The following is a 19,828-nucleotide window of genomic DNA, read 5'->3' as shown; positions in this document are numbered from 1 at the left end:
TCTTACTTGGCCACAACGAGCCTTGAATCTAGGAATTCCAGTATTGACTCGGAGAAAATGTCTGGTTTTTCCACATGTGGTAGGTGGCCGCAGTCCTCAAATTCTAAGAATTTACAATCTCTAATTGAGGAGACAAATTGCTTTGCATATTCGATGGGTATGACTCTGTCTTCTTTTCCCCACACCAATAATGTGGGCACCATAATCTTCTGCAAACTCTCATCTATCTTCGAGTTCTTTATTCCTAGAACTGAAGAGATAAACGCAAGCTTTGCGTTTGGAATGGACATTCTTTTTACAAAATCGGATACTGTAAATTCGTCAACTGTGCCTGAATTAGACATCATTTCAAACGCGATTCTGGCACTTGAATTATTGGGATAAAGAGCCGCCATCATGTATGCGTCAACTGCTGCAGTAGATCGTTTCATGGCTCCGGAAGGGGCAACAAGGACTAGCTTCTCTATGGATCTGTTGGTATTGGTACATTCTGCTGCAATTTGACCGCCAAGAGACGTGCCCACAAGAATAGCTGTTTTCAGATCCAGTGTATCAATAAAGGCAGATAGAAATTTGCCAAAAAACTCTATTGTGTAATCCAATGACGGCTTGTCGCTATGCCCAAAACCAATCATATCTGGTGCAATAACCCTGTATTTTGAACTCAGGCTAGGGATGATTTTTAACCATCTCTCTGCAGAACCGCCTAATCCGTGTATGAGGAGGATCGTTTTGCCTGACTTGCCCTCCTCTAGGTATCTTACTTTATGCCCCCAAACATCTGCAAACTTGGTTTGCAACTATACGTAGGGAGAAAGCATGTATGATAAGTCTTTTTCGTTATAATCATTTGACCACGTGTAAATTGTCTTTGGTCGATTTTTTGGCTTTTGTCTTATGGCTTGCTATTCTACGTTGTTGGTAACAAGCGCTTCTTTTGCATCTTTTTCGCCTTTTTCTATTAATTCTTTTATTGTGGCAACTGAAAAATCTGCATCTTCTAAGAGAAAATGAACATGCTCAGTGACGCTGTATTCTTACTATCTGATTTATGATGCTACCTCGTTCTGAGGCAAGTTTGTGATATTCCTGTTCTAACAATGCGAAGTTTGGATTTGTCTTTTTCGTCAAGTGTAGAAGAGCTAAGAATATCATGCATTTCTCGTATTAATTTCAAGTAGCGAGTGATTGTCTTTGACATGTGTATGTTGTTCTCTGTCTTGTCAGTGTGCATGATGTCTCTTGCTCTGTGCCAGACCTCAAACATGTTATTTGGAATCTCGGGCTGATTTTTTGGAAATAGATCAACGACATAGACATTCTTGTCGAGTTTTGGTGAAGCATTTATCACCTCGCGAAGAGGTGTATTACTTAGAAGGGTTCCATCCCAGAGATATTTTCCACTTTTTTGGGTCCACGATATGCCGTAAAATGGATATCCTGCACTGGCAAGTACGTGATCTGCTTCAATGTGGTCATATTTGTTATCAAAAACAGAGGGCTTTGCATTTTGGATATCTGTAGATGTTATTATGAGCCTTGGTCTTTTAGGACTCTGAATCTTTTGAAAATCGACATACTGATCTAGTGTCTTCTTGAGGGGGGTGATGTCGTACATGTACTGCCAAAAATATGGCATAAAATAATCTGCACTGGGAATAAACCATTTTGGAAAGAACATTTTGGGATTTCCAAAAACTGCAGAATACATTGATGCAAAGTATGGTCGTATATTGTCAGGTAAGCCAGGCGAAGTTACACCTTCTGCCAGATCAAGCCAAAATTCTTCTAATGCCTTTGCTGGTTCGTCACTTTTACTTCCTGTGATAATTGACGCATTAACTGCTCCAATGGAAGTTCCTGCTACTATATCAAACTCGATTCCGTGTCTATGCAATGCCTTGTAGACACCGCATTCGTAGGCTCCAAGGGATCCTCCTCCCTGCAAGACAAGGACTGTCTCAAATTGCAGGTTTTGTTTTTCGCGAGAAGAGAGCGATTGCATATGCTATGCGTTATTGACCAAAATATTAAAAGCTTCAAAAATTGCAAATTGTTCACTTGCAACTAGGTAGTTGGAAGATTATATACGACCCCGTATCTTACTCTGATATGGTAATCAAGACAATTAATCCTACCACGGAAGAAGTTTTGGCACAATACAATGTCATAACAAAGGAGGAACTGGATAAAAAAATTGTAAAGTCAAAAAAGGCTTTTTCTGACTGGAAAAAGGATATTAAAAGAAGATCCGATTTTATCAATATTTTTGCTGATGTTTTACGAAAGAACAAGCAACAATTGGCACTCACTGCTACAAAAGAGATGGGCAAAGCAATCAAGGAATCACTATCCGAAGTTGAAAAGTGTGCTTGGGTGATGGAGTTTTATGCAGATAACAGCGAAACCTTTCTTCACGATGAATCCATAAACACTGATGCTAGAAAGAGCTTCATTGCGTTTGAACCAATTGGGGTAATTGGAAGTATAATGCCATGGAACTTTCCGTACTGGCAAGCTTTGAGGTTTGCAGCTCCTTCACTAATGGCAGGAAATACCGTTGTTCTAAAACCTGCTAGTGCCACAATGCAATGCGGCATAGAAATTGAAAACATGTTCCTAAAAGCTGGTATACCTGAGGGAGTTTTCCAAACTGCCATTGCTGATTCTACGATGGCAGAACAACTCATAGACTCTGTTAATGCTGTGACATTTACTGGTAGTAATATGGCTGGTTCCAAAGTAGCACAGCGGGCCACATCTAAAATAAAAAAATGTGTGCTGGAACTAGGCGGCAGCGATCCTTTCATAGTGTGTTCTGATGCTGATGCTGAAAAGGCATCTACAGGAGCAGTCAAGGGACGTTTTATCAACTGTGGACAAAGCTGTATTGCATCAAAAAGATTTTTTGTTACAAAGAATCTTGCTAAAGAATTCATTGAAAAATTTGTTCAAAAAACAGAGAAGCTCAAAGTGGGTGACCCAACATCTGAAGATACTGACATAGGACCCATGGTAAATTCTGCAGGCCTTGAAAAGATAGAAGAACTTGTAAAAGATGCCGTAGACAAAGGCGCTGAGGTACTAGCTGGCGGCAAGAGGATGAACGGCAAGGGGTATTTCTACAGTCCTACAATACTTGGTAATGTTACCCCAAAGATGCGTATGGCACAAGAGGAAGCATTTGGGCCAGTTGCACCAGTAACTATAGTGGAAGATGAGATGGAGGCAATACGCCTTGCTAACGAGTCACAATTTGGCCTAGGTGGGAGTATCTGGACTCAGAATCTGGACAAAGCTGACAAGCTGTCACGATTGGTTGAATCTGGACTTGTTGCAGTAAACAACGTTGTTGTCTCTGATCCAAGAATACCTTTTGGTGGAGTAAAACAAAGTGGTTTTGGAAGAGAATTGTCAAGATACGGCATGTTGGAATTTGTCAATATCAAGTCAGTGCGATTCTATGACCAGTTGACAGTACAACATCATGTCGAATGATATTGAGATTGTGACATTTGATTTTATTCTCTAGGATCTCTTGTATTGCATTCTAGTGCATAATAGTGCTCTCCTTTTTTAGCATAAGAGCAACCATGTGATTACATGGAAGAGAAAGATTTAGCAGATCATCTCAATTCGTTGTTAAAATACAATTTGGAGTATATTGGAATCATAAATGCTCAAGGTAGAATACTAGAGCAAGCACCAAAAAATCTTGATTTGAGTAAAGAAAAGATGGAGATATTATGCATGGGTACAAGACTGCAGCATTCTATGTATGCTGATTTTGACGAAGAATTGGGAACTGTTAACTATATCGCGACAGAAAGAAGCAAATTAAAATTTATATCAATACCTATATTTTCAAATGTAATAATTGCCATTGCAAAAAAGGGCATGGATTGCACGCCTTTGATTCAAAAGATCAATTCAAAACAATTCCGTGATATGATGAAAAATCAATTAGGCAAATACAATATCGTGGCTTCTGAAATCCGACACTAGCCTGTAGTTGGCCAGGCGCCAAAATGACATGTCTGGCTATATTACAAATGAGTCCAAATGAACTCTGTTTCGCAATATTAATCAGTATGCAAGCAACAAAAACTGTATCATGGACGATGAATCTGCAATCGAGAAGAACAAGACAGTAACATTTAGGATAGACAAGGAGGTTCTTGACAAGATAAAATCTCATGCCACATTTGAGAGGATTACCCTAAATGCGCTTGTCAATCAACTCTTGGCGCATGCCGTAGATTGGGATATCGTGGCATCAAAATCTGGGTGGGTGCCAGTGCCAAAAGCGCTTCTCACATCTTGGTTTGATAAACTCGATGATAAGACAATTCTAGGCATTGCTGAGGAAAAAGGAAAACATGTTTCAAGAGATATGCTATTTGCAATGAAAGGAAAATACGATGTATGGGAATGGATATCTGTTTTACGCGGCAGGGCAAAGGCTGCCGGCTTTAGCTTTACCCAATTGGAAGATAAGGATGAAATCAAGTTTATCATGCGTCATGATATGGGGCTAAAATGGTCCAAACATTTCAAGACATTTTATGATGCTGCGTTCAAGGAGCTTGAATGCAATGTGAGATTTGATTTAACAGAAAATACCATCATATATCGACTTGATAAAAAATATGCGTGCAACGACGATAGGTAATAGCTGTCCCATTTTGCAAGAATGATTAAAAGACTTAGAAGACAGGTGTTAGAGTGATAGCATATGGTTTCTGACCAGAACTCAAAGAACGCACTTGCACTACACAAGAAATTAAAAGGAAAGATAATTGTTACAGGAAAAATTAAGAATCTAAAATCAAGCAACTCCACTATAACAATATTATACCAAGCATGTATGACAAAATAATTCAGAAAAATATCCTTGCTGCAATTTCAAAATTGCGCCTAAAATAATGCCATTCAAGTGAGACTTTGCTGCTACTGGCATAAATGAAAATGCTTGAATGATTACCATGATGAGAAAAGTTTGAAAAATCATGTACGTGATAATCTGGCATACATTAAAATAGAAAAATTCCTATTTTCAAGGTGGCAATGACTGGATTTGAGAAAGATTGTCCTATCTGCAAGCAGAAATTCACTAGCCTTCTTGAATATACAACACATCTGAGCAAAGACCACAGCGACATTTCAATTGAAAAAATACTAAAGATGAATCAAGAAGAAAAGTGGAGTATGTCTGGTAGGTAAAACTGCCTTCAAACTTGCCTGAAAACTGGGCATGTTTTAGATTTTTGTACCTGCTTATTGCTTTATTTTTTCGATGAATGTCTCTATTGGTTGATCATGCTTGAATTCTTCGAGGAACTCTTCGATGGATTTTATTATGTCTGAATGGGATTTGCCGAAAACTTCTCTTAAGATCTCATTTAGGTACTGTGGATAGTCATAGCCGTCTATTAGGGAGTGTTGGTATTTCCTTTGAAATTGATTTTCAACCTTATCGAAGACAGGTTTGCCGATCTGCAAAAGGGTATGTTCTATGGCTAAACCTACTAGCACTTTTTCCATTCCGTAATTATTTCCCATACCTGTGCTTGTTGGTACAATACAAAAAAACTGTGGAACAATACTGCTTTTTCTGATTCCGAATTGGAATTCTGTCTTAAACACTGGCAAGATCTGGCATAAGTGCCAGAGTAGTAATTTTGCAAGCTAGTTGAAAGATCGACTTTTCCTACGGATTGGTCAAGTCATTTGAAAATTATAACAATTGCGTACAATGAGTCCGTGAAGTATATTGTCAAGGCATTTTAAAGGGACTGTGGAAGAAAAAACGATGCCAGACAGTACTGATAAAGAATCAGATCTCTCGGTCAAACCTGAAGAATACATTGAAGTGATTAGTACCGACGATGAGCGAATAAAAATAATAGGAGAAGAACTGGCAAATGATACAGGTCGTGCAATCTTTGGCAAAATATCGCAAGGCGTTACAAGCTCAAATGAACTTGCAAAGACACTAGAGATTTCACTACCTCTTGTCAACTGGCACATAAACCGGCTTTTGAGTGTAGGTCTTATCAAAGTAGACAAGGTTGAGATGAGCCAAAAAAATAAGCAAATGAAATACTATGGACCAGTAAAAACTGCACTTGTGATAATTCCTCCTGACAGTCCTTCTGATGATGCCATACAGGTTTCAAAAAAAGATACCGTACTGATGAAACTCAGACACTATATGGCAAGCGTGGCAGCTTTTGTCATAGGTGCATCAGGACTATACATATTTGAAAAAAACCAAACTCCGGCAGAGTCTGCATATGTTCCTCAAATGGCAGCAAAGACCATGCTACAGTCGGCCACTCCAATGCATGCTGCAATTAACGGGGCAGTGAACTCATCTGTCTCAATTCAACCGTCTCCGGCACCTGTTGAACAGTCTATTCTTTCAGGAGATCAGGTGATGATATTGCTTGCATTGGTTGGGGGAGCTGTCATGTTCTGTGCCGTGTTTTTTGGAATAAAACTAGCTAGTAGATTGAAAAATAAAAAAATCAAAACAACACATTAATTTTTCGATGTATCGCTAAAAATAAAAATTTTTGTGTATCATACAGATTAACATGATTTTTTCATATAAAATTAAGTTAAAGTGAAATTTAATCAAAACCTATAAGATCTAGCATCTAATACGATACTAATGACAAATAAAACCACAATAATTCTGGCTGCACTTGCCGCAATTGCAATTGTCTCAACAACTGTCTTCGCTGACATGCAAACCTCTAGCAATAAAGCATATGCGCAACAAGCACCGTATTATTTCCCGCCACAACAAAACACTACTTCTGTGACTGGAACTGCTACCGCGTCGGTCTCTCCAGATCTTGTTATGATACAGCTGGGAGTTGACACACAAGCAAAAACAGCACAAGAAGCAATGAGTGAAAATGCTCAAGCAATGAATGCCACAATTACTGCAATACAAAATCTTGGCATTGCAAGCAATGAAACCGGCACCAACGGCTTTACCATAGACCCCGTCTATAATCAGACTGGCCCGTATCCTCCATACAACGAATACAAAAACGAGCTTGTCGGATACAAGGTTTCTAATACATTACTCATTAAAACAACCAAAATGAGTCTTGCAGGAAAGATACTTGATGTAGCAGTTGGAGCAGGGGCAAATAGGGTGGACAGTGTATCGTTCTCACTTTCGCCTGCAAAACAGCAGAGTGTTCAAAATGGTCTAATCGCCCAGGCGGTCTTGGACGCACAATCAAAGGCTGAAAAGGCGCTTGCCCCACTTGGCCAGAAAATCATTGGTGTGAAAATGGTGAACCTATCTGGGTTTGACATGCCTTCACCAGTTCCAGAATATCGCATGGCAGCGATGAGTGCTGCTGTACCTATGATGGCACAAACACCGATACTTACATCAAATCAAGACATAACAACAACGGTTGATGTCATTTTCTTAATTGGGGCACAGTAACTCCCATCTTTTTTATTTTTGATCTTTGCAATATGTAAATCTCATATACTATAATCACGTAATATCATGGGTTGGAAACTGCCATATGTGATGATTAACTGTGAGATGGGGTCAGAGAGTTCAGTCATAGACAAATTAAAGCCAATAGAGTGCGTCAAGGAAGTCACAGGCGTATTTGGTAACTATGACGTGCTAGTCAAGATTCAGTCTGCCAAAGTAGACGAGATCAAGCACACCATAACTACAAGAATTCGCAGTCTTGATAAAATCCGATGCACTACTACACTGATATGTTCTAACTGAACACGTGCACAGATTTTACAAAGACTGTTATCGCAAGATTTCTAAAACTTTGCAATTAAAAAGATCTTATAAGGTGCTGAGACATATCTAGGGTATAATGGAAATAATGGGTAGAGGAGTAAGACAGATAATTCAAGAGACTCCAAGCTATGTGCATATATTTACTAAATTTGCAGGATACAAGTTATTTCACAAACGCAGTCCAGTATATGGCTCTGCAGATATAATCAACGTGTGTAATCTACACTGTACTCATTGCTATTGGTGGCTCAATAGAAAAGAAAATGAAGAGCTAACCGTAGAGCAATGGAAAAAGGTAATTGATGAAAAATTCAAGAAAAACCATGTTTTCATAATTACGCTTGTTGGAGGGGAGCCTACTATGAGACCAGATGTAATTGAATTGTTCATAAAAGAATTTCCAAAGCGAATCTGCATTGTATCTAATGGAACGATTCCGTTGAAAAAATATGACAACCTGTATTTCTATTGGATATCAATAGATGGAACAAAAGAAATTCATGACAAGATTCGCGGCAACGGTGCCTGGGATAAAACACGACACAATGTTATTGATTATGTGGAAAAAAATGGCAAGCTAGCCTACAAGGACATGTGGATCACAATGACCATAAACTCTCTTAACTACAAGACGGTAAAGGACGTCATGGAAGAGTGGCACAACTATTCAAATAAAATTGGATTCCAGTTTCATACGCCATTTATGAAAAACGATCCACTGTGGCTTCCATTTGGAGAGGAAAGAACGCGTGTTGTAGATGATATCATTGCAATGAGAGAAAAATATCCTGATTATATCATCAATCCAGACAGCCAGCTTGAACTGATGAAAAAGAACTGGGGTGGAAAAGGTACTACTCCTGTAGACTGTCCTACGTGGGCCATACTATCGGTAGACCATATGGGAAGGGAAAAGAGCCTTGCTGTATAGGCAGTGCAGAAGACAAATCGATGAAACCCATTTGCGAAGACTGTGGTCTTGGATGCTACTCTGTACTAGTCGGATATGGCATGAAAGGGTAAATCAAATCTGCCTTGATTTGAACAATCTTGTTTTTGAAAGCAAGACCCCAAATCCAAACATAGTTGCAAGTACCGCAAATGCAGTTAATGGAAACTCGGGCACTGTGGACTGGTTAGTTGCTGTATCGGGGCTGTTCACTGTAGATGGGAATTCTGTAGCCGAGAAACTGCTTCCATTTAGGTTCTCAAATGCTATTGTGATTGACCCTGTAGTAGTTTGATGGAAACGCGACATTGATGTTATCCCCGTCGCTTGAATCAGTTGTTTTTCCTATCTGGTGATATATCACTCCGTTTTTTCCCTCAAGTACTGAGAAATCATAGGAAATTGGGCTCACTGTTTTATTTGCAGCATATGGATCTAGAACCTTAAAGTTGAACTGTGTAGTGTTACCCTCTAGAATTTTTTCTGGATTCCAACTTAGTGCTATCTTGTACTGTGCATTCCTTGTGAACTGGACAACTGGAAAAATATTTTCATCACTTGGTTTGATTGCAAAATTCATCTCTTGGCCAGGATCTTTTTGTTCTGAAAAAAGATTCTCAACATCTGGCTTGTATAAAATTAGGTGCACTATCCTGTATGCGTCCATGGAATAATCATCTATTGATATCAACTTGTCAGGTATCTTGATGTTGTTCACATAGGCGTCATATTTTGTTACCACAAAATCTCCCAAAGTTCTTGGAATCCTTATTTCTTGGTGTACTACCGTAAGCTGGCTTATGTTTTGAGTAGACCAGTCAAATGGCATGGTGAAATTAACAAATTTTGTGACTGGATCATATGTGATATTGTGCAGACGATCATAATATGCTATGATCTGCATCTGCTGTGTTCCATAACCGGGGTCATTGATTGTAAGATTGTCATACTCTGGTATTGATATACCGGCAGTATACGACTTGCTCACTTGATTGTCATATGCACCCATAGTGATTACCTCAATTTTGAACCTGTACAATCCGCCTGTGTCAAAGACTGGACCTTTGACGTCATAGTTTCCGCTGTCTTGACCAAATACTCCTGAAAGGAGTCCGCCCTGTTCGTTAAATGTTGTATTGCCTGATTGTTGTGGGTAGAAACTCAAAACAAAATTCCCGCTGTCACTTTTGAATATGTGGACCAAAAACTGCATCTTGTCCCTTGAATGCAGAAATTGCAAGCGTGGCATCAGGTATTGGCTGCTGGGTTGACGCATCCATCAATACAAGATTTAGCTGAGTACCTGCGTGATTATTGTCAATTAAAAATGGGATGGAGCCAATGGACAAGGTAACATTTGTGTTTCCTATCAGGGAAGGGGGGAGAATCTCGCTGGCCAACCCGTCTCCCTGTGCTTTTGAAACAAGAAAAAGAGAAACAGCGATGACTAGAATAACTAGAAAATATACAGGTTTCATTACGTATCTACTCTTATCGTGGCTTCCTCTGGACTCTAAATAAACTCTGATCTTCATTCTTGGAATCTGTCTTTATCTTTGACACTGAAAATAATATTTTTGATATTTTTAAAGTGACGAAAAAGTATCAGCTAGATGATCTGCCGATCTTTCAATCAGGCCTGGATGATATTTATCAATAATTTTTTGCAATTTTTCCACGTCTTTAACATGATATCTTTTTTTGAAATCAACAAGTTTACTTTCAATGAGATTGTCTCTTGCTATTTGTGCAAGGTATAAGGAAACTGTAGCTGGCGATTTTTGTGTTTTCAAAACTAATTCGCTAAATGATAGAGTTTTGTGATGTAGCAAAGATGCAAGAATCTGTCTTGGTGTCTCCTGCCTCAGATTCTTTATCAATGATATGTCATCGTCTGCTATTCCAGGTGGATAGAACCTTGTCTGGCCAGGGCTTCTGTCAATCTTTACAGCCCCGTCTCTTTCTAGCTTGTCTGCATAATATCCCAGAACACCATTTTTCATTCCCGTCTCTCGCATTATCTCGCGGAATTTTATTCCTGGATTTTTCTCAATAACTGAAATTATCTGCGTAACTCTATCCATCTTCAATCTCTCCTAAACACACTTAGTGCAAACATTAGTAGAGTGAAAGAACATGACTAGATGGCCTATCTCGGCTGATGAAAAAGTCCAAAAATAATATTTTGATTCCCATGCTGCATCAATTAGGGAAAATACTTCTGCCAAGATAAAAGTGCCAAATGCGATAGTGGTGAAAAGAAGCCTACGGGTCTTGACCTTGTGATATGCCACTGCGGCAACTATTGTAAGAAATGAAGCAAAGCCTATTCCGCTAATGTGTAAAAGTATGTGGAAAAGCTCGAATTGCTGGAATATGTGTGGTAATATGACAGGAATTGATAACGCGGCAACAAGTGCAAATATTATGACACTAAGCAGTGTAGACTTGGTCTCGATCAGAGTTTGGGGTCTGAACACAATCAAAATAAGTCAAAATGAAATTTAAATCAAGTGGTACAACATACGAACTAGCAGTCTCTAATGGTGACTTTTTGCACCAGGATAAAAAATGCCTGATCTTACTGTTTTGATTTTTAAAAATAACTTGATGTACATTTGGAATCAGTTTTTATCTCAGTGACATTCTGTCTGTTTATGATAAGGGTGGGAAATAGTACTTGTCCTTATTCTCCACTTCATCAAGTGGAAATACTGCATTTACTGACTGCCCATCTATGGTGCCATTCACTATTACATTGTAAGAGCCAACCTTTGTTGGGATCACCGTAGCGTCATACTCGTCTGGAGTGTCATCACTTGGGGTAAACTGTAATGTCTTTTGCAATCCGCCATATGTTATCACTATAGTCATGTTGTCTAGCGCTGTTTCTTGTATTGGAGTGGTATTGTTGCCGCTTCCCTTGTCTACGAACACTTGTACAGTATTTGTGTCTCCAATAAGAGGTGGCTCATTTGCAAGCCCTATCTTTACTGTCACGTCTCCAAAGTTTTTTGTTACATGTGCGCTGGCAGGGTGCACTGCAAAAGGGATTACAATAAGAGCTACAAGTATCGGGATCAACATGATGCTAAAATTTTTCTTCATTTACAAATCGTCCTTCTTGTCATATAAAATATTTTGTGGTACAGACGACGAATAAATTTTGTTCTTGTACTAGTAGATTAAAATAACATGTAATCTCCATTATGATGTAATACTAGATGAAATACCCTCAGAATTTGAAAATAATTTTACTTGCATCAATATCCGTTTCATGCATACTGGCTATTTCGACCATTCCTGTGTCATACGAGCATGCCTTCATCTCAAGCAGCACCCCAAATGCGTATGAATCCGTATCTTCTGTTCCATCTGCAATAGACATTGTTTTCAGCGATCCGGTGGATATCAAGTATAGTAAGATCGTAGTTACCGGTCCAAATGGCAATCAAGTTCAAAATAATGACTTGCATTATACCAACTCGGATCATACTGGACTTGAAATCACACTTCAACCTGGACTCCCAAATGGAATCTATACCGTATCCACTAAGGTACTTGATGCAACAGACGGCCATGTTACTACGCCTGGAATTGTATTTGGAGTAAATGCCAAAGTATCACAAAATCTTGCACAATCGTCATCTGATATCTCACTGAGATCTCAATACCAGAGGCTATTGCTAGATTTCCTACACTTGTGGCACAGGTGATGGTTGTAGGTGCTGCATCGGCAACACTATGGCTCTGGAAACCAGTGTCGAGGATCTCGTGGCTAAATGCATCTACTGCAACGAGCAGGACGCTGATTGACAAGAGAATGATAAAATTGGCATTGATAGGTTCGATATTGCTTGTAGCGTCAGATTTTGGAATGGTAGTAGCTGAAGCATTTGCTATCGGCGGTGGTCTTGGAGATGCATTATCTACCAAGTTTGGCAATATGATGATTGTTCGTATAATTATTTCAGCAGGACTTCTTGCAGTCTCGGCTGCAGTGTATCTTGATACGAGAAAAGGCAAGCAAGTTACAAAATATTCCACATGGGTACTTTTTGGAATGGGCGTTGGTACATTGTTGACTACAAGTTTGGTTGGTCATGGTACAGCTACAGGATATGTATATGCCACATTGATTGACTTTATACATAATGTAGTGGCCTCATTATGGATTGGGGGTATCTTTTATCTCGCATTTGCAGTATCTCCCGTACTAAAACAACTGAGTAACAAAGAAGCATATCTCTCATTAATTTCTATCATAATTCCAAGGTTTTCAATACTTGTCGTGGCTTCGCTTGGAGTCGTAGCAATAACCGGACCATTCCTGCTGTATATACTTGAAAACAATCTGTCGCTTACGCTTGTGTCTACATATGGTAAGATCCTGATCATAAAACTATTGCTTGCTGCAGCCATGCTATCGATAGGAGCTTACACTCAACTAGTTATTCACAAAAAAGCATCAAATCTTTTAAGAACACTAGTGAAAACCAATGGAACATCAACGATCAGTCCAGTTGAATCGCTATCATTTAACATCACAAAGATTGAGGCTATTATTGGAATGGCACTACTTGCCTCGGTTGCAGTTCTTACTAATTCTGGAACCCCTGGGAATGAGTTTCCAATTCAGCAAGATGCGATACCAAATGTGTTTGCCATGGCTCCACTTGGCAATGTGGACAACAATGTATTCACAGATACAAAAACCGTTGATGGAAATAAGGTAATGATGACATTGAGCCCATTTGGCCTTGGAATTGATAATTTTACAGTAACATTTCTTGATCCATCTATGAAGCAACTGGATATGAAATCAGTAGAATTGGTACCTACGCAAACTGATAAAGGAATTTCATTGCAAAATGTAGAGATGCAGAAGATCAGTAACGGATCTTTTACTGCAAATGTTCCATTTAGTATTGGAGGCAATTGGGAGATAGGGGTAAACGGATTTCAATCCCAAGCAAATTCCATAGAGCTTGCAACTACTTACGATTTTTACTTGAAACCTGCACTAAACCAACTTTCATTTAATCTCACTGAATACCATATGCCGCAAAATGCCTCACTTCCACTGTATCCGGTATATGACAAAAACAGAGAGATTGTCTGGGTTGGCGATTCTGCCATAGGCAGCGGTAGAATATTTGGATTTGATCTCACTTCTCATAAATACACTGAACACAAGCTATCTGGCGTCAATATTGTAACATGGATGGTGCTTGATTCTGACGGCATGATATGGTATGTTGATCCAATCACAAAAATTCTAGGTCATTATAATCCTGACGACAACTCTGATAAGCAATACAAGATTCCAAACAGCGGAATCATATCGGGTATGACATTAGATAAAACATCACAAATATGGTTGATTGTTGCAAACGGTGATCAATTACTGAAATTTAATCCTCAAGCAGGATCGTTTACTACAATTTCATTACCTTCTGGCTCAGAGCCGCTTGGAATCACAACTGCCGCTGACTCTGGCAAAATATGGATTGCAGAGGGGGCAGTGGTAAGATTGCAGAAGTTGATCCTACTAATGGTAATGTCGTACAGCATGATCCGAACATAAATGCAACCCAATCCGATCTGACTTCAATATTGGAAGATCCGAGAAACGATCAAGTGTATGTAACAGAACATGAAGGTCATGGATTGCTTGTTCTGGACTCTTTGATTAGCATGTTCAAATCATATCCACTTGATCAAAATCCTTCCAATTTGCCTTATGGCATGACACTTGATGCTGACGGTCACCTGTGGATTGCACAGCATACCTATGACAAAGTTGCGGTAGTGGACCCAAGTACAGGTCAATATGTTCAAATTGATATTCCGTCAAAAAATTCATTCACACAGTGGCTTGTGGCTACAGGATAAAGGAGTAGTGGTTGCAGAACAAAGAGCACATGCGCTTGGTTTGATCACATCAAGTGTTAACAGTGCAGGATCTGCAAACAGCGCAGGTAATCTGGTTGCTCCAATCATTCCTGTCTCGCCTCTAAACTATGCGGGATTTGCCGCTCCATTGATTGCAGTATTCGTTGTTGCATCCTCGTTTTTCTACACCAAAACAGCAACAGATCTTACAAACAGCATACGGGATGTGAAAAGATACGGCTCTTACCATACTGGTTCGCATTCGCCTGTCGTACCACAAAATATTTTATATGACAAGAAGGACGATTTGTAAATGAAGAAAAATTTTAGCATCATGTTGATCCCGATACTTGTAGCTCTTATTGTAATCCCTTTTGCAGTGCACCCTGCCAGCGCACATGTAACAAAAAACTTTGGAGACGTGACAGTAAAGATAGGGCTTGCAAATGAGCCACCTCTTATTGGAGACACAAATACTGTACAAGTGTTCGTAGACAAGGGAAGCGGCAACAATACAACTCCAATACAAGAAACAGCGCTAGACAACATGACTATAGTGATAACATATGGCGGATTGCAAAAGACATTACAGTTTACCCCAAGTGATGACACTCCAGACGAGTATGACGCTACGGTGATCCCAACCAAAGGTTGGCTCTTACAATGTAATAGTGAATGGCACCATAGATGGACAGTCAGTAAATGCAGTATTTCCACTTGATGAAGTGGAGAATAAGGATGCATATTATCAACCACTTGGCTCTACACCATCATCAATACCCTCGTCTTCGGTAACAGTACCTTCAGGATCCGAACAAAATAATGTAAGCTCTCAAGTCATAAACCAATTATCTGCTGAGATCACCAAAGCAGCAAGTGACGCCAATATAGCTACACAGAGTTACGCAAACGTGGCAAAATCATTTGATGAGGTAAAAAACATTACAGACACATTGTTTATGATAAGCATCACGGGAATTGGAATTGGAGTTGCAGGAATCGTGATTGCAGTTGTAGCACTAACACGTAAAAATCAAACCTGATTCTCTTTGACGTATATACCAAAATATTTTAAAATGATATGCTGGTGCACCTGTTGATATGAAAAGGACCCTTGTTGTATCGTTAATGGTCATTATATTCAGCGGTACAATGGTTGTTCATCCTGCATTTGCTCATACCTTTGTTCAAAATTCCGACGCAAGTTTGATTGCACAAATTCAAGAGTTCAAGGTTGAATCAAAGTTGATGGCAGATAATATTTCAAATAATACGTTATCTCAATGGCACCTATCAAAAAGTCAAGAGTACTGGGGAAACAACGAGATTGGTGTTCTCTCTCAAACAAACTCTACTCTTGCTACTCAGTTATCGACATCAATAGATAACCTATATTCTATGGCAGGACAACAAAACGCAGATCCTACTATGGCAAACCAAAAGGCAGATGAGACAAGCCAACTTTTGGACCAAGCTGAATCCCAAGAAGTTAGCAGCTCATCACAAAATAACTCTACGGTACAGGCATTGGCAATAGTTAACGTGATAAATGAAGTCCTAAAGGATTATGGTACTGCAATAGGATCAACAATTGATCTTACCAACATGGATAACATGAATATGAATAGTTCGTCATCTGGAAATGGCATGTCTGGCATGAGGCGGCATGTCAAAAACGACAAGCACTCCAATTGTTAATGTAGCTGCATACCAAAGTGCTCAAGCACTAGCAGGGTACGGCTCAAAACATGTTTAGCAATTTACAATCTATTGCACCATCAAATACGTCGCCTTATCTTGACAAGGTTGGTACTGCACTCAATGAACTCAAACAGAAGATAGATGCGCGAGATACTGGCATGGATGTTATGATGGTAGTACATCTGCAAATTCATCCTAACCTGATATCTGCATTTGATATTTCTGCCGTACCAGAGTTTCCAATCCCAATACTGCTTGTGATGATATCATTTATTGGTGTGATCGCCATGTCAAGAATATTTCAAAGAAAGTAAATTTGGGCCGGGCACAAAAAGAAACACATGTCACACAACCAATATTTTCGCCAAATTCATTTGATAAAACATGTACCTGATTCGCAGTCTTGGATTTTCAATCTTGGTACAACTATCAAATGTACCATGTACCTTATTATCTAATTTGACCAAATATTTTCAGATATAGGCTTATGACACCAAAAAGAATCTCAATGCTTACAGTAGTTTATGCTCTTGTCACTATCTTATTGTTCAACTTGACATCATCTCATAATTATGCAAGTGCTGATACTGGACAGCAGATACCTCAATGGTTCAGAGACAATGCAAGCATTTGGCTTTCAGGTAACATAAATGACCAGCAATTCATGCAGGAAATCCATAATCTTATTACAAGTCTTTCATCCAAGGAAACTGTATCAGTAAACCAAACTACCACTGCATCTCCTAGCGTAATTTCACAGTCTAAAAATTGTAATGACAACAATTACCCCCTTGTGGACTGGCATGGGTGTGATCATTCGGGCGAATATTTGAGTCACGCCCATCTTGATAGCTCAAATCTTCAAGGAACAAATCTTTCACATGCTAATCTTTTCAAAGCAGATCTGGTTGAGGCAAACCTAAACGGTGCCAATCTCAATAACGCAGAGATGGCAAACACTGATTTTTCAAGTGCCAATCTTTCAGGTGCTAGCATGGTATCAACTGATGCGCAGTTTTCTGACTTTAACTTTGTAACAATGAATAATGCAAATCTGACTGGAACCATACTTCACGACAGTACTATGAGATGGGCAACCTTTCATGGAATAATACTAAAAAATGCTAACCTGGACCGTGTCTTGTTTATGAACTCGGACCTCTCAGGGGCTGACTTTAGGGGAGCAAGTCTCCAAGATACTGGCTTTGCTTATGCGAATCTAACTAATGCCAATTTCGACGGTGTAGATTTGAGCAGTGCAGATTTGGGCAGCGCCATTCTTACCGGTGCCAATCTTCATTGTAAAAATAATCCTGTTTGTAATTGATTCTCACTGTTGAAAACTAAAATCTAATCTAAAATTGTTGGAATCTATTTGGGAATTGTGTCAAAAATGTATTGATCTACAGTTTCTGTCTGTTTCACAATTAATCTGGAATCATCAAAATTTAAAAACATACATCCATATCACTTGCTGAGATGGGGAAAATCTAATTTGGTAGACATGTGGCCGTTTATCGCTGTATCACTTCCAACAATGATTTTGCTTGGCATGCGTCATGCTCTTGACGTTGATCATATTACGGCTATTGATAACCTGGTTCGACTACATAATGCAATCAAGAGATCGAGATGGGTAGGTGCAGGATTCAGTGCAGGCCATATGATATCCGTATTGGCAGAAATGGTTTTCATAATCTATGTCATTGGCAGCATGACTAGTACTGGTAATCTGGCCTTTTGGGGCGGAGTGATAGGGGCTATCGCCTTGGGTGTAATAGGAACAATTAACATCTACTCCATGAAGAAATGGGGGAAAAGCGGCTCTGCGATACTTGCAAGCAAAATTCTCAGCAAAACAGGAATGCTAGGTCCTGTCGGGTCTGCACTTGTAACTGGTCTGGTATTTGGCCTTGGATTTGATACTGCAACGCAAATTTCAGCCATTTCGTTATCTGCGGTGGCATCAGCTACTACAGGTGTCCAATCCGCATTGATATTGGCAGGATTCTTTGCTCTGGGCATGATTCCAATTGATACTTTTGACAGTGTAATACTTCGTTCTGCATTTTCAAGGATATTCAATACTCGTGGATTTAGATACATGTCATACGCTTTGAGTGGTGCAGCAATGATAGTTGCATTCGTTGCTTCGTATGAAATATTGACAAAATCCTCTGTCATGCCAGAATTTACAGGCCCTGTCTTGGCTGTTGCAATAGTATCAACATCATTTGGATATGCTTTTGCAACTAGAAACAAGAATTAGATCTATTAGTGATGATAACATATTTGGCCAATCCATTGGTGTATGCAGTACCTGTGACTAGGTTTATTGGATATTAGTCACTTTATCAATGTCGTATCAAATCAAAGTTATGTGCATTTTTGTACCTGTCAAAAGGAGAATTGATAATTTTTGAGATGTAAAGGAATATGCAATAGGTTTGCAGCAAAAAGACCATCTGACGGATTCAGATTCGTGGCAGGACAGAGACCGTGCTCTGTGTGCGGTGTCTTCATTGATGTAAATTCATATCCTCTGTATCGCTGTCCGTGTTGCAATAATAAATTAAGACTAAGCTCAAGAAATGCAAGGTCAAGAAAAAATAGACTAAACATACTGTACAAATCTTTGACCAATATGGTGACAAGACAGGAAGAGATAGCGCGATAATGTCGCCTATCCTTAAATAAGTAGCAAGCTCATTATGGGATAGAAAAAATGGAAAACAAAGAAATCAAGACTGAGATCGAGGAAAAAAAGGAGGAAAAAGAAATAACACTAGATGACAAGATAGTGCAACTCATAATTGATGACTCGTACTGGAATATCGCTTGATGACTTTCAAGCAAATGACAAGAAAGTTTTGTCGATATTAAACCAAGATAATGATTTAGCTGATAATCAGTACACTTTCAATGGCTTGGCAAGAAAACTGGGAATGCACCAGCAAAGTCTATCAAGATCTCTGCATAGATTGGAAAATTCCGGTCTTGTAGAGAAAAGCGAGGCTGGTTATAGGCCAAGTAAGAACCTAAGATCAATTCTAGTCAAGAGGTCTAGGTTGGATCTTGAGAACTTGTCTAGGAAAATATCAAAACAACACATTCAATTTGTCCAGGTACTTCAGCTGTACATTCCAAGCACTGTTGAGGTTGAAGAAATTGTAAACAAGCTTGTCGGAAAATGGTTTGGTAATTTGAGATGGATGGGATTGATAGATGGAGACGGAGGATATGTGCTACAATGGGCCAACGGTGACAAGTTCCAAGTCAATCTCAAGATTGTATCAAGATACGCAGTAGTAGAGAGCAATGCCATAGGAGACAAAAGCAAGGCAGAAGCCATGGTAAGTGCATATCACATATTTGAGCAAATAACCAAAGTATTCCAGAAGACAAAACCTAGCGGAAGGAATAGTTTGGATTCTTTCAATCAATATAACTGAAAATACGACTCTGTGAATACCGTATATCTAAAA

At 39.2% G+C, this 19,828-nt stretch carries 29 protein-coding genes; 20 read left to right on the top strand and 9 right to left on the bottom strand.

Translation table 11 applies throughout. The features are described from left to right. Positions 1-2 precede the first annotated feature (2 nt). Together DYY67_RS03505 and DYY67_RS03500 are read right to left on the bottom strand one after the other, a co-directional pair. Positions 3-800: an alpha/beta fold hydrolase gene (locus tag DYY67_RS03505; RefSeq protein WP_166390818.1), complete on the bottom strand. Its 798-nt coding sequence runs from the start codon at positions 798-800 to the stop codon at positions 3-5. Positions 801-1,057: 257 nt separating this feature from the next. Further along, positions 1,058-2,005 carry a patatin-like phospholipase family protein gene (locus DYY67_RS03500; protein WP_166390816.1) on the bottom strand — a complete coding sequence of 316 codons (948 nt, stop codon included), beginning with the start codon at positions 2,003-2,005 and terminating at the stop codon, positions 1,058-1,060. Between the two features lie 107 nt (positions 2,006-2,112). Here DYY67_RS03500 and DYY67_RS03495 point away from each other — a divergent pair, with 107 nt between their 5' ends. The 4 genes from DYY67_RS03495 to DYY67_RS03480 all read left to right on the top strand — a co-directional run bounded on the left by DYY67_RS03495 (position 2,113) and on the right by DYY67_RS03480 (position 4,879). Then, a complete protein-coding gene (locus tag DYY67_RS03495) occupies positions 2,113-3,498 on the top strand; it encodes an NAD-dependent succinate-semialdehyde dehydrogenase (RefSeq protein WP_166390814.1) in 1,386 nt (461 codons plus the stop codon). A gap of 105 nt (positions 3,499-3,603) precedes the next feature. Further along, entirely contained in the window at positions 3,604-4,005 is a 402-nt protein-coding gene (locus tag DYY67_RS03490) for a hypothetical protein (protein WP_166390812.1), read from the top strand. Between the two features lie 109 nt (positions 4,006-4,114). After that, the gene (locus DYY67_RS03485) at positions 4,115-4,672 is read left to right on the top strand and encodes a hypothetical protein (RefSeq protein WP_166390810.1); all 558 of its coding nucleotides are present in this window, start codon (positions 4,115-4,117) and stop codon (positions 4,670-4,672) included. A gap of 63 nt (positions 4,673-4,735) precedes the next feature. Then, entirely contained in the window at positions 4,736-4,879 is a 144-nt protein-coding gene (locus tag DYY67_RS03480) for a hypothetical protein (protein WP_166390808.1), read from the top strand. Positions 4,880-5,277: 398 nt separating this feature from the next. Here DYY67_RS03480 and DYY67_RS03475 read toward each other — a convergent pair whose 3' ends face one another. Continuing rightward, positions 5,278-5,652 carry a hypothetical protein gene (locus DYY67_RS03475; RefSeq protein WP_166390806.1) on the bottom strand — a complete coding sequence of 125 codons (375 nt, stop codon included), beginning with the start codon at positions 5,650-5,652 and terminating at the stop codon, positions 5,278-5,280. Between the two features lie 160 nt (positions 5,653-5,812). Here DYY67_RS03475 and DYY67_RS03470 point away from each other — a divergent pair, with 160 nt between their 5' ends. The 5 genes from DYY67_RS03470 to DYY67_RS03450 all read left to right on the top strand — a co-directional run bounded on the left by DYY67_RS03470 (position 5,813) and on the right by DYY67_RS03450 (position 9,042). Next, a complete protein-coding gene (locus DYY67_RS03470; RefSeq protein ID WP_218584686.1) occupies positions 5,813-6,547 on the top strand; it encodes an ArsR/SmtB family transcription factor in 735 nt (244 codons plus the stop codon). Between the two features lie 129 nt (positions 6,548-6,676). After that, a complete protein-coding gene (locus DYY67_RS03465) occupies positions 6,677-7,474 on the top strand; it encodes an SIMPL domain-containing protein (RefSeq protein WP_166390802.1) in 798 nt (265 codons plus the stop codon). Between the two features lie 66 nt (positions 7,475-7,540). Next, a complete protein-coding gene (locus tag DYY67_RS03460; protein WP_166390791.1) occupies positions 7,541-7,777 on the top strand; it encodes an Lrp/AsnC ligand binding domain-containing protein in 237 nt (78 codons plus the stop codon). Positions 7,778-7,874: 97 nt separating this feature from the next. After that, positions 7,875-8,729 (top strand): radical SAM protein, encoded by an 855-nt coding sequence (locus tag DYY67_RS03455; RefSeq protein WP_255492714.1) that lies wholly within the window; start codon positions 7,875-7,877, stop codon positions 8,727-8,729. 109 nt (positions 8,730-8,838) lie between these two features. Continuing rightward, positions 8,839-9,042: a hypothetical protein gene (locus DYY67_RS03450; RefSeq protein WP_166390789.1), complete on the top strand. Its 204-nt coding sequence runs from the start codon at positions 8,839-8,841 to the stop codon at positions 9,040-9,042. On the opposite strand, the gene DYY67_RS03445 is transcribed toward DYY67_RS03450, so the two are convergent. The 5 genes from DYY67_RS03445 to DYY67_RS03425 all read right to left on the bottom strand — a co-directional run bounded on the left by DYY67_RS03445 (position 9,007) and on the right by DYY67_RS03425 (position 11,855). Beyond that, complete coding sequence (locus DYY67_RS03445) at positions 9,007-9,912, bottom strand: hypothetical protein (RefSeq protein WP_166390786.1); 906 nt, start codon at positions 9,910-9,912, stop codon at positions 9,007-9,009. The two genes, DYY67_RS03450 and DYY67_RS03445, sit on opposite strands and share 36 nt — an antisense overlap. A 16-nt stretch (positions 9,913-9,928) precedes the next feature. Beyond that, positions 9,929-10,225, bottom strand: coding sequence for a hypothetical protein (locus DYY67_RS03440; protein WP_166390784.1), 297 nt, complete (start codon positions 10,223-10,225; stop codon positions 9,929-9,931). Between the two features lie 108 nt (positions 10,226-10,333). Continuing rightward, positions 10,334-10,831: a winged helix-turn-helix transcriptional regulator gene (locus DYY67_RS03435; protein ID WP_166390782.1), complete on the bottom strand. Its 498-nt coding sequence runs from the start codon at positions 10,829-10,831 to the stop codon at positions 10,334-10,336. A gap of 12 nt (positions 10,832-10,843) precedes the next feature. After that, positions 10,844-11,227, bottom strand: coding sequence for a hypothetical protein (locus tag DYY67_RS03430; RefSeq protein WP_166390780.1), 384 nt, complete (start codon positions 11,225-11,227; stop codon positions 10,844-10,846). A gap of 175 nt (positions 11,228-11,402) precedes the next feature. After that, positions 11,403-11,855: a hypothetical protein gene (locus DYY67_RS03425; protein ID WP_166390778.1), complete on the bottom strand. Its 453-nt coding sequence runs from the start codon at positions 11,853-11,855 to the stop codon at positions 11,403-11,405. A gap of 116 nt (positions 11,856-11,971) precedes the next feature. Here DYY67_RS03425 and DYY67_RS03420 point away from each other — a divergent pair, with 116 nt between their 5' ends. The 10 genes from DYY67_RS03420 to DYY67_RS03375 all read left to right on the top strand — a co-directional run bounded on the left by DYY67_RS03420 (position 11,972) and on the right by DYY67_RS03375 (position 18,612). Beyond that, positions 11,972-12,463: a copper resistance CopC family protein gene (locus DYY67_RS03420; RefSeq protein WP_166390776.1), complete on the top strand. Its 492-nt coding sequence runs from the start codon at positions 11,972-11,974 to the stop codon at positions 12,461-12,463. Continuing rightward, positions 12,463-14,334, top strand: a complete 1,872-nt coding sequence (locus DYY67_RS03415) for a CopD family protein (RefSeq protein WP_255492735.1) — start codon at positions 12,463-12,465, stop codon at positions 14,332-14,334. The genes DYY67_RS03420 and DYY67_RS03415 overlap by 1 nt, the downstream gene beginning before the upstream one ends. Before the next feature lie 29 nt (positions 14,335-14,363). Then, positions 14,364-14,642 carry an SMP-30/gluconolactonase/LRE family protein gene (locus tag DYY67_RS03410; RefSeq protein WP_166390772.1) on the top strand — a complete coding sequence of 93 codons (279 nt, stop codon included), beginning with the start codon at positions 14,364-14,366 and terminating at the stop codon, positions 14,640-14,642. Further along, positions 14,626-14,955 carry a hypothetical protein gene (locus tag DYY67_RS03405; protein WP_166390770.1) on the top strand — a complete coding sequence of 110 codons (330 nt, stop codon included), beginning with the start codon at positions 14,626-14,628 and terminating at the stop codon, positions 14,953-14,955. Before DYY67_RS03410 ends, DYY67_RS03405 begins: the two co-directional genes overlap by 17 nt. After that, the gene (locus DYY67_RS03400) at positions 14,956-15,363 is read left to right on the top strand and encodes a hypothetical protein (RefSeq protein ID WP_166390768.1); all 408 of its coding nucleotides are present in this window, start codon (positions 14,956-14,958) and stop codon (positions 15,361-15,363) included. It abuts the gene before it with no gap. Beyond that, positions 15,314-15,685 (top strand): hypothetical protein, encoded by a 372-nt coding sequence (locus tag DYY67_RS03395; protein WP_166390766.1) that lies wholly within the window; start codon positions 15,314-15,316, stop codon positions 15,683-15,685. Before DYY67_RS03400 ends, DYY67_RS03395 begins: the two co-directional genes overlap by 50 nt. A gap of 85 nt (positions 15,686-15,770) precedes the next feature. Continuing rightward, on the top strand, positions 15,771-16,340 hold the full coding sequence (locus tag DYY67_RS03390; protein ID WP_218584685.1) for a hypothetical protein: 570 nt from the start codon (positions 15,771-15,773) through the stop codon (positions 16,338-16,340). 50 nt (positions 16,341-16,390) lie between these two features. Next, positions 16,391-16,657 carry a hypothetical protein gene (locus DYY67_RS03385; RefSeq protein ID WP_166390762.1) on the top strand — a complete coding sequence of 89 codons (267 nt, stop codon included), beginning with the start codon at positions 16,391-16,393 and terminating at the stop codon, positions 16,655-16,657. 173 nt (positions 16,658-16,830) lie between these two features. Further along, positions 16,831-17,670 (top strand): pentapeptide repeat-containing protein, encoded by an 840-nt coding sequence (locus DYY67_RS03380; RefSeq protein ID WP_166390760.1) that lies wholly within the window; start codon positions 16,831-16,833, stop codon positions 17,668-17,670. Between the two features lie 177 nt (positions 17,671-17,847). Further along, positions 17,848-18,612 (top strand): HoxN/HupN/NixA family nickel/cobalt transporter, encoded by a 765-nt coding sequence (locus tag DYY67_RS03375; RefSeq protein WP_255492734.1) that lies wholly within the window; start codon positions 17,848-17,850, stop codon positions 18,610-18,612. Positions 18,613-18,740: 128 nt separating this feature from the next. Here DYY67_RS03375 and DYY67_RS10115 read toward each other — a convergent pair whose 3' ends face one another. Further along, positions 18,741-18,965, bottom strand: coding sequence for a hypothetical protein (locus DYY67_RS10115; RefSeq protein WP_218584684.1), 225 nt, complete (start codon positions 18,963-18,965; stop codon positions 18,741-18,743). 194 nt (positions 18,966-19,159) lie between these two features. On the opposite strand from DYY67_RS10115, the gene DYY67_RS03370 reads away from it, so the two are divergent. Beyond that, positions 19,160-19,795: a MarR family transcriptional regulator gene (locus tag DYY67_RS03370; protein WP_166390756.1), complete on the top strand. Its 636-nt coding sequence runs from the start codon at positions 19,160-19,162 to the stop codon at positions 19,793-19,795. The last annotated feature ends 33 nt before the right edge of the window (positions 19,796-19,828 follow it).

The organism is Candidatus Nitrosotalea sp. TS, assembly GCF_011319465.1.
Classification (GTDB): Archaea; Thermoproteota; Nitrososphaeria; order Nitrososphaerales; family Nitrosopumilaceae; genus Nitrosotalea.
Note: the sequence above shows the minus strand (reverse complement) of the source record. Positions and strands in the feature narration are given on the sequence as shown.

What these genes read in the sequence shown, in the direction of transcription:
- DYY67_RS03500 (WP_166390816.1), bottom strand. Translation starts at nt 2,005, where the DNA reads ATGCAATCGCTCTCTTCTCGCGAAAAACAAAACCTGCAATTTGAGACA.
- DYY67_RS03495 (WP_166390814.1), top strand. Translation starts at nt 2,113, where the DNA reads ATGGTAATCAAGACAATTAATCCTACCACGGAAGAAGTTTTGGCACAA.
- DYY67_RS03490 (WP_166390812.1), top strand. Translation starts at nt 3,604, where the DNA reads ATGGAAGAGAAAGATTTAGCAGATCATCTCAATTCGTTGTTAAAATAC.
- DYY67_RS03485 (WP_166390810.1), top strand. Translation starts at nt 4,115, where the DNA reads ATGGACGATGAATCTGCAATCGAGAAGAACAAGACAGTAACATTTAGG.
- DYY67_RS03480 (WP_166390808.1), top strand. Translation starts at nt 4,736, where the DNA reads ATGGTTTCTGACCAGAACTCAAAGAACGCACTTGCACTACACAAGAAA.
- DYY67_RS03470 (WP_218584686.1), top strand. Translation starts at nt 5,813, where the DNA reads ATGCCAGACAGTACTGATAAAGAATCAGATCTCTCGGTCAAACCTGAA.
- DYY67_RS03465 (WP_166390802.1), top strand. Translation starts at nt 6,677, where the DNA reads ATGACAAATAAAACCACAATAATTCTGGCTGCACTTGCCGCAATTGCA.
- DYY67_RS03460 (WP_166390791.1), top strand. Translation starts at nt 7,541, where the DNA reads ATGGGTTGGAAACTGCCATATGTGATGATTAACTGTGAGATGGGGTCA.
- DYY67_RS03455 (WP_255492714.1), top strand. Translation starts at nt 7,875, where the DNA reads ATGGAAATAATGGGTAGAGGAGTAAGACAGATAATTCAAGAGACTCCA.
- DYY67_RS03440 (WP_166390784.1), bottom strand. Translation starts at nt 10,225, where the DNA reads ATGAAACCTGTATATTTTCTAGTTATTCTAGTCATCGCTGTTTCTCTT.
- DYY67_RS03435 (WP_166390782.1), bottom strand. Translation starts at nt 10,831, where the DNA reads ATGGATAGAGTTACGCAGATAATTTCAGTTATTGAGAAAAATCCAGGA.
- DYY67_RS03425 (WP_166390778.1), bottom strand. Translation starts at nt 11,855, where the DNA reads ATGAAGAAAAATTTTAGCATCATGTTGATCCCGATACTTGTAGCTCTT.
- DYY67_RS03420 (WP_166390776.1), top strand. Translation starts at nt 11,972, where the DNA reads ATGAAATACCCTCAGAATTTGAAAATAATTTTACTTGCATCAATATCC.
- DYY67_RS03415 (WP_255492735.1), top strand. Translation starts at nt 12,463, where the DNA reads ATGGTTGTAGGTGCTGCATCGGCAACACTATGGCTCTGGAAACCAGTG.
- DYY67_RS03400 (WP_166390768.1), top strand. Translation starts at nt 14,956, where the DNA reads ATGAAGAAAAATTTTAGCATCATGTTGATCCCGATACTTGTAGCTCTT.
- DYY67_RS03390 (WP_218584685.1), top strand. Translation starts at nt 15,771, where the DNA reads ATGGTCATTATATTCAGCGGTACAATGGTTGTTCATCCTGCATTTGCT.
- DYY67_RS03385 (WP_166390762.1), top strand. Translation starts at nt 16,391, where the DNA reads ATGTTTAGCAATTTACAATCTATTGCACCATCAAATACGTCGCCTTAT.
- DYY67_RS03380 (WP_166390760.1), top strand. Translation starts at nt 16,831, where the DNA reads ATGACACCAAAAAGAATCTCAATGCTTACAGTAGTTTATGCTCTTGTC.
- DYY67_RS03375 (WP_255492734.1), top strand. Translation starts at nt 17,848, where the DNA reads ATGTGGCCGTTTATCGCTGTATCACTTCCAACAATGATTTTGCTTGGC.
- DYY67_RS10115 (WP_218584684.1), bottom strand. Translation starts at nt 18,965, where the DNA reads ATGTTTAGTCTATTTTTTCTTGACCTTGCATTTCTTGAGCTTAGTCTT.
- DYY67_RS03370 (WP_166390756.1), top strand. Translation starts at nt 19,160, where the DNA reads ATGACTCGTACTGGAATATCGCTTGATGACTTTCAAGCAAATGACAAG.